General features: G+C 38.7%; 13 protein-coding genes. All 13 read left to right on the plus strand.

Features of this window, described 5'->3' with window-relative positions:
• Positions 1 to 473 precede the first annotated feature (473 nt).
• The 13 genes from ABH966_RS21335 (at position 474) to ABH966_RS21395 (ending at position 12,721) form a co-directional block, all read left to right on the plus strand.
• Complete coding sequence (locus ABH966_RS21335) at positions 474 to 1,241, plus strand: type III pantothenate kinase (protein ID WP_142510501.1); 768 nt, start codon at positions 474 to 476, stop codon at positions 1,239 to 1,241.
• Between the two features lie 21 nt (positions 1,242 to 1,262).
• Positions 1,263 to 2,144, plus strand: coding sequence for an Hsp33 family molecular chaperone HslO (gene hslO / locus ABH966_RS21340; protein WP_370081922.1), 882 nt, complete (start codon positions 1,263 to 1,265; stop codon positions 2,142 to 2,144).
• Positions 2,128 to 3,099: a peptidyl-prolyl cis-trans isomerase gene (locus tag ABH966_RS21345; protein WP_370081924.1), complete on the plus strand. Its 972-nt coding sequence runs from the start codon at positions 2,128 to 2,130 to the stop codon at positions 3,097 to 3,099. Before hslO ends, ABH966_RS21345 begins: the two co-directional genes overlap by 17 nt.
• A gap of 419 nt (positions 3,100 to 3,518) precedes the next feature.
• Positions 3,519 to 4,448 (plus strand): cysteine synthase A, encoded by a 930-nt coding sequence (cysK, locus tag ABH966_RS21350; RefSeq protein ID WP_370081926.1) that lies wholly within the window; start codon positions 3,519 to 3,521, stop codon positions 4,446 to 4,448.
• 290 nt (positions 4,449 to 4,738) lie between these two features.
• A complete protein-coding gene (locus ABH966_RS21355; protein ID WP_370081928.1) occupies positions 4,739 to 6,148 on the plus strand; it encodes an anthranilate synthase component I family protein in 1,410 nt (469 codons plus the stop codon).
• Complete coding sequence (pabA, locus tag ABH966_RS21360; protein ID WP_370081930.1) at positions 6,145 to 6,726, plus strand: aminodeoxychorismate/anthranilate synthase component II; 582 nt, start codon at positions 6,145 to 6,147, stop codon at positions 6,724 to 6,726. Before ABH966_RS21355 ends, pabA begins: the two co-directional genes overlap by 4 nt.
• A complete protein-coding gene (gene pabC / locus ABH966_RS21365; protein ID WP_370081932.1) occupies positions 6,727 to 7,566 on the plus strand; it encodes an aminodeoxychorismate lyase in 840 nt (279 codons plus the stop codon).
• Positions 7,567 to 7,579: 13 nt separating this feature from the next.
• Complete coding sequence (folP, locus tag ABH966_RS21370; protein WP_370081934.1) at positions 7,580 to 8,434, plus strand: dihydropteroate synthase; 855 nt, start codon at positions 7,580 to 7,582, stop codon at positions 8,432 to 8,434.
• The gene (folB, locus tag ABH966_RS21375) at positions 8,434 to 8,802 is read left to right on the plus strand and encodes a dihydroneopterin aldolase (RefSeq protein WP_370081936.1); all 369 of its coding nucleotides are present in this window, start codon (positions 8,434 to 8,436) and stop codon (positions 8,800 to 8,802) included. Before folP ends, folB begins: the two co-directional genes overlap by 1 nt.
• Entirely contained in the window at positions 8,799 to 9,320 is a 522-nt protein-coding gene (gene folK / locus ABH966_RS21380) for a 2-amino-4-hydroxy-6-hydroxymethyldihydropteridine diphosphokinase (RefSeq protein WP_370081938.1), read from the plus strand. The genes folB and folK overlap by 4 nt, the downstream gene beginning before the upstream one ends.
• Before the next feature lie 171 nt (positions 9,321 to 9,491).
• Positions 9,492 to 10,532, plus strand: coding sequence for a tRNA dihydrouridine synthase DusB (gene dusB / locus ABH966_RS21385; protein WP_248717623.1), 1,041 nt, complete (start codon positions 9,492 to 9,494; stop codon positions 10,530 to 10,532).
• 184 nt (positions 10,533 to 10,716) lie between these two features.
• Positions 10,717 to 12,219 carry a lysine--tRNA ligase gene (gene lysS / locus ABH966_RS21390; protein ID WP_370081940.1) on the plus strand — a complete coding sequence of 501 codons (1,503 nt, stop codon included), beginning with the start codon at positions 10,717 to 10,719 and terminating at the stop codon, positions 12,217 to 12,219.
• Positions 12,220 to 12,448: 229 nt separating this feature from the next.
• Complete coding sequence (locus ABH966_RS21395) at positions 12,449 to 12,721, plus strand: hypothetical protein (RefSeq protein ID WP_370081942.1); 273 nt, start codon at positions 12,449 to 12,451, stop codon at positions 12,719 to 12,721.
• Positions 12,722 to 13,667 lie beyond the last annotated feature (946 nt).

Here is a 13,667-nt window from a genome sequence, read left to right on the forward strand (position 1 = left end):
CTATAACAGGGAAGTAATTGTCGACCTGTTATTGCTAACGCTACGCTTTCGCACAAAAACACATTTTGTTGAAGTTTTTTAATAACTATAAATAGAGTACCTTGCCAGAAGATACACGCTAAGTAGATTGGTTGATTGAAGTGGAGGTTGGGCGACTCCTTGGGGATCAGCGTCACAGATGAGACCCTGAAGCGGCTCATCGGACGCCCCCAGGAAAGCGCCCAGCCGGAACGGAAATCAACACCACGTTTTGGTGATAGGAATTAAATTTAATTGAAAGGAGCTACCTAATATGAGGGTAGCTCCTTTTGGGAGTAAGAATGTATGCTATTTCATAGGAATAAAAATGTGGTATCATTTTCTAAAGTGTTTAATTCGATTTTTTGTGCATGAATATGCATTGTTTTAGTTGTATCAATCGTATAGTGACAGGTACAATTACGATGAAGGGCAATAAATAGGAGGCATCAACCATGATTTTAGTTTTAGATGCAGGAAATTCGAATATCGTATTAGGTGTCTATGATGACAACGATCAATTGGCCTTCCATTGGCGTATGGTGACAGACCTTCATAAAACAGAAGATGAATACGCAATGCAAGTATTATCTTTCTTTAATCATGCAGGCATTTCATTTGAACAAGTTACAGGCATTATTATATCCTCTGTTGTACCACCAATAATGTTTTCGTTAGAAACGATGTGTCAAAAGTATTTTCGTAAAAAACCGCTCGTTGTAGGACCAGGTGTAAAAACAGGATTGAATATTAAATATGAAAACCCGCGTGAAGTTGGCTCAGACCGCATAGTGAACGCTATTGCAGCTCTTGATGTTTATAAAGCACCACTGATTATTGTTGATTTTGGTACTGCCACAACATATTGTTACTTAAACGAAAAGGGCGATTATATGGGCGGTGCTATCGCTCCAGGTATTTCGATTTCAACGGAGGCGCTTTATACACAGGCAGCTAGATTGCCGCGTATTGAAATATTGCGCTCTACACATATTGTTGGAAAGACAACCGTATCTGCGATGCAGGCCGGGATTTTTTATGGCTTCGTGGGGCAAGTTGAGGGAATTGTTAATCGCATGAAAGCACAAAGTAAGGAAGAGCCTTTAGTAATTGCTACTGGAGGATTAGCAAATTTAATTGCTGGTGAGACGCAAGCTATTGATGTAGTCGATCCGTTTTTAACATTAAAAGGCTTATATAAGCTATATAAACGCAATCAATAAGAAATGAGGGACATTTCATTTATGAAAGACTATTTAGTACGAGGTTTAGGATTCAACGGACAGGTTCGTGTTTTTGCGGCTTGTACAACAACAACTGTAGGAGAAGCACAACGTCGTCATAATACATGGCCTGTTGTGTCGGCAGCCCTTGGTCGTTCTATGACTGCTGCGGTGATGATGGGTGCCATGTTAAAAGGTGAGGAAAAAATCACTGTTAAAATTGAGGGGAACGGTCCAATTGGTCCAATGGTAATTGACAGTAACGCGCACGGTGAAGTACGTGGTTTTGTAACAAATCCCCACGTTCATTTCGATTTAAACGAGCACGGTAAGCTTGATGTTCGAGCGGGTGTTGGGACAGAGGGCTCATTAACAGTCGTAAAAGATCTTGGCTTGAGAGACATGTTCTCTGGACAAACGCCAATTGTATCGGGTGAAATTGCTGAGGACTTTACTTACTATTTCGCTACATCAGAGCAAGTGCCTTCATCTGTTGGCTTAGGGGTTTTAGTAAATCCTGATAACACAATTCTAGCAGCTGGTGGGTTTATCCTTCAATTAATGCCAGGTTGTGAAGAAGAAACAATCGATGAAATTGAGCAGCATCTTGCTTCTATAGAGCCTGTTTCAAAAATGATTGAAAAAGGTTTTACACCGGAGCAAATATTAGAAGCTGTATTAGGAAACGGTCATCTGCAAATTTTAGATTCCATGCCGGTAGAATTCAAATGTCAATGTTCAAAAGAACGATTTTGTGCAGCGATTTTAGGGTTAGGGACACAGGAAATTCGAGAAATGATTAAAGAGGATGGCGAAGCAGAAGCACAATGTCATTTCTGTTTAGAAACATACCACTTCTCAAAAGAAGAGTTAGAAGGATTCATCGATGAGCTCAACGCGTAATCGACGACCTTTATCCGCTGCAACACCCAACCAAACGCCCTTATTGCAACGTCGTCTGAAGACAAAACCTGCATTAACAGTTATTGCAATCTTATTATTAGGAAATATTTTATGGTTTATAACTTGGTTAATTCCTAATAAAGACAAGGAAATTGGTAGCGACGAGCAAGTCGCTGCCGTTGACGGGGATATTATTACACGTCAAGAGTGGATGGTAGCCATGGAAGAACGTTATGGTAAAGAGACGCTACAAAATTTAGTGAATGAAACAGTGATGGAAAAAGCAGCTAAAAAGTTTAAAATACAAGTAACGGATAAGGAGATTGATCTAGAGTTAGCCTTAATGCGTTCTGCCCAAGATAAATTTGATACTGCAATGCAAAACCTTTCGTCAGAGCAACTGCAACAAAAAATTCGCTCACAGCTTATATTAGATAAGGTACTGACAAAAGATGTGGTTATAAAAGAAGGTAGTATTGAAAAATATTATGAGGAAAATCAGGCACTGTACAATACGAAAACAAGCTATCGTACGAATTTTATAGAAGTGAATTCAAAAAAAGCTGCTGAGGAAGCATTAAGTGAAATAAAAGATCCCGCTGATTTTTCGGTGTTAGCACGTGAAGTTTCAGTAGACAGTGCTTCAGCTAGCTTAGGCGGAGATATTGGTTTCCTCACAGAAAAACAGGAAAATGTCGATCCTGCCATTTTAAAAGCAGTGAAGGCTTTAAAAACAGGTGAGGTTAGTAAAGCATTTAAGCTCGCTAACGGTCATTACGGAATTGTACAAGTTCAAGAGATAACAGAAGGACAATCCTTTACATATGACGATGTGAAAGAACATATTGAACGTGAGCTTGCGTTAGAGCAATTGCCACAACATGTTACACCGGAATCATTCTGGTCTGAATTCAATGCGACTTGGTATTACGGAGAAGCAAAAAAAAGTAAATAACAGATTGCTCTGAAATGAGTAGCAATTATGCCTCGGCATAATTGCGTCCGGAATCGGCTTTGTGCTTTGGCCTGCAGATACGTTACAAAAACATTTGTACCTGTCGCTACGCTTTCGGTACAAAAGACATTTGCTGAAAGAAGTTGAAAAATCTGCAAGATATCTGCGGGAAAAGTGAGCCAGGGAAACCCTGCAGACGTTTAGCGTCAACAGAGTAATGGCCACTTCGGGATATTGAGCAGATTTTTGTTTCCCTTCATTCGCAAAGCCAATAACTTTTGACGTTATTACGAACAAGGCGAAGTAATAAATATTCTGAAAATATAAGTTATATTTATTGACAATCGAATGGTAAAATTGATAAAATCAAAAATAAGTAAAACCTATAAAATTAGTAGGGATTAGGAGTGGATTGATAAATGAGTAGATTAGCAAACTCAGTAGCTGAATTAGTTGGTAAAACGCCAATTGTTAAATTAAATCATGCAACAGGTGAAAACGAAGGTACTGTTTATGTAAAATTAGAATATTTTAACCCGGGTAGCTCAGTGAAAGATCGTTTAGCTTTAGCGATGATTGAAGCGGCTGAAAAAGACGGTACATTAAAGTCTGGTGGTACAATTATTGAACCTACTTCTGGTAACACTGGTATTGGTCTAGCGATGATTGCTGCTGCTAAAGGCTATAAAGCGATTTTAGTAATGCCGGAAACAATGAGCCTAGAGCGTCGTAACTTATTACGTGCATATGGTGCAGAGCTTGTGTTAACACCTGGACCGGCAGGTATGAAAGGTGCAATTTCTAAGGCGGAGGAATTAGCTGCTGAACATGGCTACTTCTTACCACAACAATTCACGAACCCAGCTAATGCAGTTGTTCACCGTTTAACAACTGGTCCGGAAATTGTAGAAGCATTTGAAGGTTTAAAATTAGATGCATTTGTTGCTGGTGTTGGTACAGGTGGTACAATTACGGGTGCGGGTGCTGTGCTAAAAGAGAAGTATCCAGAGATTGAAATTATTGCTGTTGAGCCAAAAGATTCACCAGTACTTTCTGGCGGTCAACCAGGTCCTCATAAAATTCAAGGTATCGGAGCTGGCTTCGTACCTGAAGTGTTAGATACAGATGTGTATTCTTCTGTATTCCCAGTTGAAAATGAAATTGCTTTCGAGGTAGCTCGTAAAGTAGCACGTGAAGAAGGTATCTTATGCGGTATTTCATCAGGTGCAGCTATTCATGTTGCGATTGAAGCAGCAAAACGTTTAGGTAAGGGCTCGAATGTTCTTGCAATCGTACCTTCTAATGGGGAACGTTACTTATCAACACCTTTATATCAATTTGAAGACTAATCCAATTATTTGAACGTAAAGGCTCCTTTAACGAGGAGTCTTTTTTATTTGTTAAAGAATCTTATTCTATTTTCAAGTTATGGATTACGAGGTGTTTCGTTCGCAAAAGAGGTGGAGTGCGTACTGTTGCTTCGGATGTAAATGAGCGTTTTAGCATATTTGTTCATCACCGATCTGATGTAAAAACATTCGTTAATTAAATTTTACGTGGCTATTGAAAAATATTCGCTTCCAGGCAATATTCAAGTTAAGATGGAATCACATCATATGACTTAAAGGGGAATAGCAACTTGAAGACAATGCTGACGAAAACAATAACGATGGATGCAGACTCGTTTTTTTATAGTTATAAGAAGCAAACTGAAGCAGAACAAGCACATGTATTTTTAGAAAGTGGACGCGGAGGAAATTTTACAATAGCTGCTTGGAATCCGCTAGCTATAGCACAATCAATCGAGAATGGTTTACTTGTAAATTGGAGAAATGGTGAGACTGAAAATTTAAATGGTGAACCTCTTGCATTATTAGAGAAATTAGTGAAGAACTATCACATTTCATATAATGCGGAGCTTCCTGTTTTTCAAGGTGGTGCTATCGGGTTTGTTTCATACGATTACGCTCGTAAAATTGAAGCGTTACAGAATACTGCTGTAGATGATTTACATATACCAGATATCTATTTTTATATTTTTGATTGCTGGGCAGTACACGATGTGAAAACAAATAAAGTAACGCTTATGAAGCTAACAGACTGTAGTGTGGATTTGGAAGAATGGGCTAATGTGTGGCAAGAGGCCGCACAAGAAGGACTGCTTACACGTAAATTTGAAAAAACAAATGCTGTCGAAATAGTAAATGACGAAAGTGAATTGTTAGTATCTTTTGCTGGGACTGCCTTTGAGGAAGCAGTAAGTAAAATCCAAACATACATAGCGCAAGGTGATGTATTTCAAGTGAATTTGTCGGTACGTCAATCAAAAAAATTAAACGCAACTGCAATGGATGTATATGAAGCATTACGTGCATTTAATCCTTCACCTTACATGGCTTATATAGAAGCGCCGGATTTTACTGTCGTTTCTGGTTCACCTGAGCTTTTGGTGAAGCGTCATGGTAAGGAGTTGTCTACTCGACCAATCGCTGGTACACGACCAAGAGGTAAATCCGAGGCTGAGGATTTAGCTTTAGCGCAAGAATTGATCGATAACGAAAAGGAACGCGCTGAACATGTAATGCTTGTTGATTTAGAGCGCAATGATTTAGGGAGAGTATCTACATATGGGACGGTTGAAGTAGATGAGTTCATGGTGATTGAACGTTATTCACACGTGATGCACATTGTTTCTAATGTACGAGGAGAAATAGCTGAAGGGAAAACCAATGCAGACGTTATCCGTGCCATGTTCCCAGGAGGAACAATAACAGGTGCACCTAAAATTCGTACGATGGAGATTATTGAAGAATTAGAACCTGTAAGACGAGGGTTATATACGGGTTCAATTGGCTGGCTAGGCTTCACAGGTGATATGGAATTTAATATTGTTATTCGTACAGCATTTGTTAAAGATGGAGTAGCGCATATTCAGGCAGGCGCAGGAATTGTTATTGATTCTGTTCCAGAAAGAGAATACCTAGAATCTTTAAATAAAGCGAAGGCGATGTGGCAGGCAAAGGCAATGGCAGAGGAGCGAGCAAAATGATTTTAATGATTGATAACTACGATTCTTTTACGTATAACTTAGTACAGTATTTTGGGGAATTTGGACATGAATTAGTGGTCAAAAGAAACGATGTATTAACGGTGAAAGATATTGAGCAGCTTGCACCAGATATGATTGTCATTTCTCCGGGGCCATGTAGCCCGAATGAAGCGGGTGAAAGCCTGAACATTATTAAGTATTTCGCGGGAAATATTCCGATTTTAGGCGTTTGCCTTGGCCATCAAGCTATTGCTCAAGTATTCGGGGGGAATGTTATACGAGCTGAACGTTTGATGCATGGTAAAACATCACCGGTACTACATGCTGAAATAGGTTTGCATAAGGGGATGCCAAATCCATTTGCAGCTACTCGTTACCACTCCTTAATTGTAGAAAAGGAAACGTTACCGGCATGTTTTGAAGTGACAGCATGGACAGAAGAAGGTGAAATTATGGGCGTTCGTCATAAAGACTATCCAATTGAGGGAGTGCAATATCATCCTGAATCGATTATGACGGAGCAAGGTAAAAAGCTTCTACGCCAGTTTATAGATTTGTATGTTGAGGGAGCGAAGTAAATGCTGTGCTGGATGAATGGAGACTACATAGCGGCGCAGGATTTGCGCATTTCACCATTTGATCATGGATTTTTATACGGGTTAGGCTTTTTTGAAACGTTTCGAACGTATAAGGGAAAGGTGTTTTGCTGGGAAGCACATATGGAGAGGTTGCAAACCGCGCTTTCTCAATATCGTATTCATATGCCATATACGGAAGAGGATTTACTGAAGGTTGTTCAGCAATTAAATGAACAAGCCGATGGGCAGGATGGATATTTCCGAATAAATGTCTCAGCTGGAGAGCATAGTATCGGTTTACAGCCTACTGAATATAGACAACCGAATGTTATTGTTTTTCGCAAAGAATTACATGATACACCTCGAGGTATGGAAAAAAACGCACAATGGCTTGTAACACCGCGTAATACGCCTGAAAAAGGGCTTCGAGTGAAATCGCACCATTATGGCAATAACGTTCTTGGGCGTTTTGAGATGCCATCTCTGGCACAACAAGAAGGCTTCTTTTTAACGGAAAATGGCTTTGTTGCTGAAGGTGTAACATCAAATATCTTTTGGGTGAAAGATGATATACTATATACGCCTTCCTTAGAGGCGGGTATTTTACCTGGTATTATCCGAGCGTGGGTAGTGGAGCGAGCACAATCTCTAGGGATTAAGGTAAAAGAAGGCTTCTTTACTAAAGAGGATGTAGAGCAAAGTTCAGAGTGCTTTATTACTAACTCTGTACAAGAGCTTGTTCCAATTCTTAAATTAGAGAGCAAGCAGTTATTAGGCAATAAAGGGCCTGTTTATTCGCGTTTACATGAAGTATTTGTTAATGAAGTGGAACAAGAATAGAAGGAGAGTTAACATGCTAGAAAAATATACAACACCATTAACTATTAACGGGATCACGTTAGACTATACAGCAGAAACTTTTGTGATGGGTATTTTAAATGTCACACCGGATTCATTTTCAGATGGAGGAAAGTACAATAACGTAGAAGCTGCAGTTGCTCAAGCGAAAAAAATGGTAGCTGAGGGCGCTAAAATTATTGATGTTGGCGGAGAATCAACACGCCCAGGTTATGAACGTATTTCCGATGAAGATGAAATTGCACGAATTGTACCAGTTATTCAAGCTTTAGTAGCTGAAGTGCCAGCAGTTATATCGGTTGATACGTATAAAGCGAACGTAGCTCGTGCAGCCATTGAAGCTGGTGCACATATTATTAATGATATTTGGGGAGCGCAAGCTGAACCCGAGATCGCTCAAGTTGCTGCAGATTTAAATGTACCGATTATTTTAATGCATAATCGAGACAACACTAATTACGGTGCTGATTTCTGGATGACGGCAAAGGCTGACTTAGAGAAGAGTATTGCTATTGCTCGGAATGCAGGTATACCAGACAATCATATTATTTTAGATCCAGGCATAGGCTTTGCGAAGACTACTGCTCAAAATATAGAAATGATGAAGCATTTAGATGATTTAGTAGCAATGGGTTATCCTGTTTTGCTAGCGACTTCACGTAAATCAATGATTGGTAATGTCTTAAAGTTGCCTGTTGAGGAGCGTATAGAAGGTACAGGGGCAACAGTTGTTTACGGTATTGAAAAAGGCTGCCATATGATTCGTGTGCATGATGTAAAGGAAATGGCACGATCTACACATATGGCTGATGTTTTAGTTGGTAAGCGTACTTATAAGGAGGAAGCGTGATGGACTATATTCATTTAAAGGACATGCAGTTTTACGGCTATCATGGCGTTTTAGCAGCGGAAACAACACTTGGCCAACGCTTCCGTGCCAATGTTTCACTTGCTGTAGATATGACAAAGGCTGGAGAGACGGATGACTTAAATCATACGGTGAACTATGCAGAGGTTTATGCGTTATGCCGTGATATTGTAGAAGGAGAGCCGTTCAAGCTTATTGAAGCGCTTGTATCCAAAATAGCAAACAGTATTTTAGAGACATACTCAGAAAAGGTTAAGGGAGTTCGCGTGGAGCTTATTAAACCAGATCCACCAATCCATGGCTATTATAAAGAAGTATCGGTAGAGATCACGAGAGGTGATTACGAATGAATGATGTGTATTTATCAATCGGTACAAATATGGGAGATCGATTTGAAAACCTACAACATGCTGTTACTCTTTTAAAGGGCAAAGAGGAAATTGAAGTTGTACACATTTCTTCTGTTTATGAAACAGCTGCTGTAGGCTACACGGACCAAGCAGATTTTTTAAATATTGCTGTTCATATTAAAACGAGTTACTCATCTTCCGAAATGCTGAACATTTGCCAATGGGTTGAAAGCGAACTTGGGCGTGTTCGTGAATTTCGATGGGGCCCTCGAATCATAGACCTTGACATTCTACTCTACAATCACGAAAATGTTGAAACAGAGAGCTTAATTGTTCCACATCCAAGAATGTATGAGCGAGCTTTCGTATTAGTTCCACTAATAGAAATTACACCTGCACCAGTTGGACAACAACTGCAAAGGGCACATGATACAATGCAGCAGATGAATTGTGAAGAGGAAGGCGTAACTTTATGGCGAGCATCAGCAGAGCTGAAAATTATGCAGACTGTTAATTAAGTTTTTAATCCAGTGGTCAAAGATAACTGGTGTAGTGACTGCCTATAACATCAGCAAGCCTAAGCACAAAGCCAAATTCGGATGCCATCATGCCGAGGCATAATTGATTTGCGTAGCATTAACGATTGATATATGGAATAGGTGAAAACCTATAGAAGGAGGAAAACAGCGTTGAGTCAGACAACTGAGAAGCCGTTTCAAATTGGCGATATAGTCATGGACAACCGTGTCGTATTAGCACCAATGGCAGGAATCTGTAACTCTGCTTTCCGTTTAACTGTTAAGGAGTTCGGAGCAGGGCTAGTATATGCAGAAATGATTAGTGATAAAGGGATTGTCCAGAAGAACGAAAAAACACTAGGCATGCTTTATATCGATGAGCGTGAAAATCCACTTTCATTGCAAATCTTTGGTGGTGATAAGGCTACGCTAGTGGAAGCGGCTAAGTATGTAGATGAAAACACAACTGCCGATATTATCGATATTAATATGGGTTGCCCAGTTAATAAAATTATTAAATGTGAAGCGGGCGCCCGTTTACTTTTAGATCCAAATAAATTATATGAAATGGTAGCGGCTGTTGTAGATGCAGTAAAAAAACCTGTCAGCGTGAAAATGCGTATTGGCTGGGATGACGAGCATATCTTTGCTGTTGAGAATGCACAAGCTGCCGAACGTGCTGGTGCTTCAGCAGTAGCTGTTCATGGACGTACACGTGTACAAATGTATGAAGGAAAAGCAAATTGGGATTTCATTCGTCAAGTGAAGGAAAATGTAAAAATTCCTGTGCTTGGTAATGGTGATGTAGAAACTCCTCAAGATGCAAAACGTATGCTTGATACTACTGGAGTGGATGCAGTAATGATTGGACGCGCTGCGTTAGGCAATCCATGGATGATTTATCGTACAGTTCAATACCTTGAAACTGGTGAGTTAAAGGAAGAGCCGAGTGTACGCGAAAAAATTGATGTGTGTTTGCTTCACTTTGAACGCCTTATGCAATTAAAAGGAGAAGGTGTGGCGGTACGTGAAATGCGTAAACATGCTTCATGGTATTTAAAAGGTATTCGTGGTAATGGTAAAGCGCGTAAAGCGATTAACCAAACAGAAACTGCGGTAGAGCTTCGTGCGCTATTAAATGGAATTGTACAAGACTATGAAGAGCTTGAATCTAAATTAATAGTACCAGAAGCAAAAGAATTAATTCTTTAATACTGTAAATAGACGTCTCTCTGTTCGTTCTGAGACGTCTATTTTTCTGGTAACATTAATTTTTAGAATTATTAATTATTTATCCTATTATGGAAATTAAAACGAAACAGATGATTACAGCAATAAAATTGTGTACAATAGAAATATTATGGACGTAAACGCAACGCGGACAATTTAATAAGGAGTGAAACAAGTGTCAAACATAGAAGAATTAAATGATCAGCTTTTGGTGAGACGCCAAAAAATGACGGCTATTCGAGAAAATGGTCAAGATCCATTTGGTAGTCGTTTTGAACGCACGCATTTATCAACAGAAGTGCGTGAACAATTTGCAGATCAAACGAAAGAGCAGCTAGAAGAAAACCTACAAGAGGTAATTATTGCGGGTCGTATTATGACGAAACGCGGTAAAGGAAAAGCTGGCTTTGCACATATTCAAGATTTAGGTGGCCAAATTCAAATTTATGTTCGTCAAGATCATGTTGGCGAAGAAGCATATGAATTATTTAAACAAGCTGACTTAGGCGATATCGTAGGTATTCGTGGTAATGTATTCCGAACACAAGTTGGAGAGCTTTCAGTAAAAGCTGAAGAATTTACATTCCTATCAAAAGCTCTACGCCCTATGCCAGAAAAATTCCATGGCTTACAAGATGTTGAACAACGTTACCGTCAACGCTATTTAGATTTAATGACGAATGAGGATAGTAAAACAACATTCATTACACGTTCTAAAATTATCCGTGCTATTCGCAATTATTTAGATAATGCAGGATATTTAGAAGTAGAAACACCAATGCTTCATACAATAGCTGGTGGTGCGGCGGCTCGTCCGTTTATTACACACCATAATGCGCTTGATATGGAATTATATATGCGTATTGCAATCGAACTGCATTTGAAACGTCTAATTGTTGGTGGACTAGAGAAAGTATATGAAATTGGTCGTGTTTTCCGAAATGAAGGGATTTCAACACGCCACAATCCTGAATTCACAATGATAGAGCTGTATGAAGCTTATGCGGATTATAAAGATATTATGTCTCTAACTGAAAACCTTATTGCTCATGTAGCTCAGGAAGTTTTGGGCACTACTACAGTTCAATACGGTGAAGATGAAATTAATCTTGCTGTAGGCTGGAAACGAGTTCATATGGTAGATGCAGTAAAAGAAGCTACAGGTGTAGACTTCTGGCAACCGATGACTAAGGAACAAGCTCAAGCGCTTGCTAAAGAACATGGAGTAGAAGTTAAAGAAACACATGAGGTAGGGCATATTATTAACGAGTTCTTCGAGCAAAAGATTGAAGAGACTCTTGTTCAGCCTACATTTGTTTATGGTCATCCAGTAGAAATCTCGCCTCTAGCAAAGAAAAACCCAGAGGACGAGCGTTTCACAGACCGTTTCGAACTATTTATCGTCCGTCGTGAGCATGCAAATGCCTTTACAGAACTAAATGATCCAATTGACCAACGTGAGCGCTTTGAAGCTCAGTTAGCTGAAAAAGCAGCTGGTAATGATGAAGCACACGAAATGGACAATGATTTCATTGAAGCATTAGAATACGGTATGCCTCCAACAGGTGGATTAGGTATTGGTATCGACCGTTTAATCATGCTTCTTACAAATTCACCATCAATTCGCGACGTATTATTATTCCCAACAATGCGTCATACTACTAAGTAATAGTTTTAAAAGGTTATCTTGAATAAGCAGGAGTCGAGGTGTAGAAGAAGCACTAAGACTCCTGTTTTGCATCTTCTGCAATGAAATAGTAACTATTTAAAAGTTTAAATTAGAAAGAATTAAGTAGAGTATTTAAATGATGAATGAATTTAAGGTATACTTTTAGAGTTCTATAATTTGCAGATTAAATAGAAATAGACATTATCAAAAGTTTTATTGGAGGCTTATAATGAATTATAAAATCTTTAACAAACAAGTATTTGAACAGGCACAAGTACGCTCAGTTTCAGATGTTCTGTTAACTGAGGAAGAGCTTGAACATGGTATGAAATTGGCGGTTTCTAAAGCAGATCCAACTCTTACATTATATTTAGTGGATATAAACGGTCAGAAGAAATTCGATGTCCGTTGGGATGATTCCTCTGAAATTTTCAGCGGCTGGTATTCTGCGTGGGATAATTTCTCTTGGTGCCTAGATGTAGCTGATAAACAAAATAATTAAAATTAGTTGATTTTAGATTTAAGTTTAATTAGCTAACTTTCAATTTTGAATACCGCATTTGTAGCAGAACAATAAAGTTAAAAAAGTAACAACCATGAATAAGTAGGAGTCGAGGTGCAGGAGAACCGCTGACTCCTTTTTTCATGGTTGAGTATTTATTAGGGTAATGGTGCGTTCCGATGTGTTTTGATATCTTTTATGCTTTACGAAGGGAAGCTTTAGAAAGAATCCTTGAAAAAAGACCAATATAGATACTCTTCTTATTTAACTATCTTTCAGTAGGTGTCCAAACACCTGTCGCTGCGCTTTCGCTACAAAGGCATTTTCTGAAAGAAAGTTAAAGCCTCTAGCGGATGTTACGGGATCGGCAAGGAGTTCTTTGTGCAAGCAAAAAGCCAATTCCGGACGCAATTATGCCGAGGCATAATTGATTTTATTGAGATTTATGAGAAAGAGATGTATAGTAAAACAAATAAAGAGATAGCTAGAAGATTATAAGAATTATTTAGTGCTCGAAAAATCGTAAAATAGCTCGCTAATTCTATATTTATAAAAAAGATAATTTTATAGCAAAAAAACACTTGCGGTTGTATTGAAATCGTGTTAAATTATTACTTGTCGTTAAGACGACGCAAGAAACGAAACGGATTCAAAAAAACATTAAATAAAGATGTTGACATTGAAATCGTAGAGTGATATTATATAAGAGTTGCTGCTTTTGAAAAGAAGTTAAAAACTTCTAAAAAAGTGTTGACAACAAAAACAAGAAAATGTTATATTATAAAAGTTGTTGAAACAAAATGACAACAAAATGAACCTTGAAAACTGAACAAGCAAAACGTAATCAATATAGTTTTTAGTAACTAACCTAGAGTTGGTGAACGAAACAAAATTTTGGACATCAAACATGATGCCAGCAAAACAATTTGAGCTAATCAAATTTCTT

Source organism: Lysinibacillus sp. RC46, assembly GCF_041262385.1.
Taxonomy (GTDB): domain Bacteria; phylum Bacillota; class Bacilli; order Bacillales_A; family Planococcaceae; genus Lysinibacillus.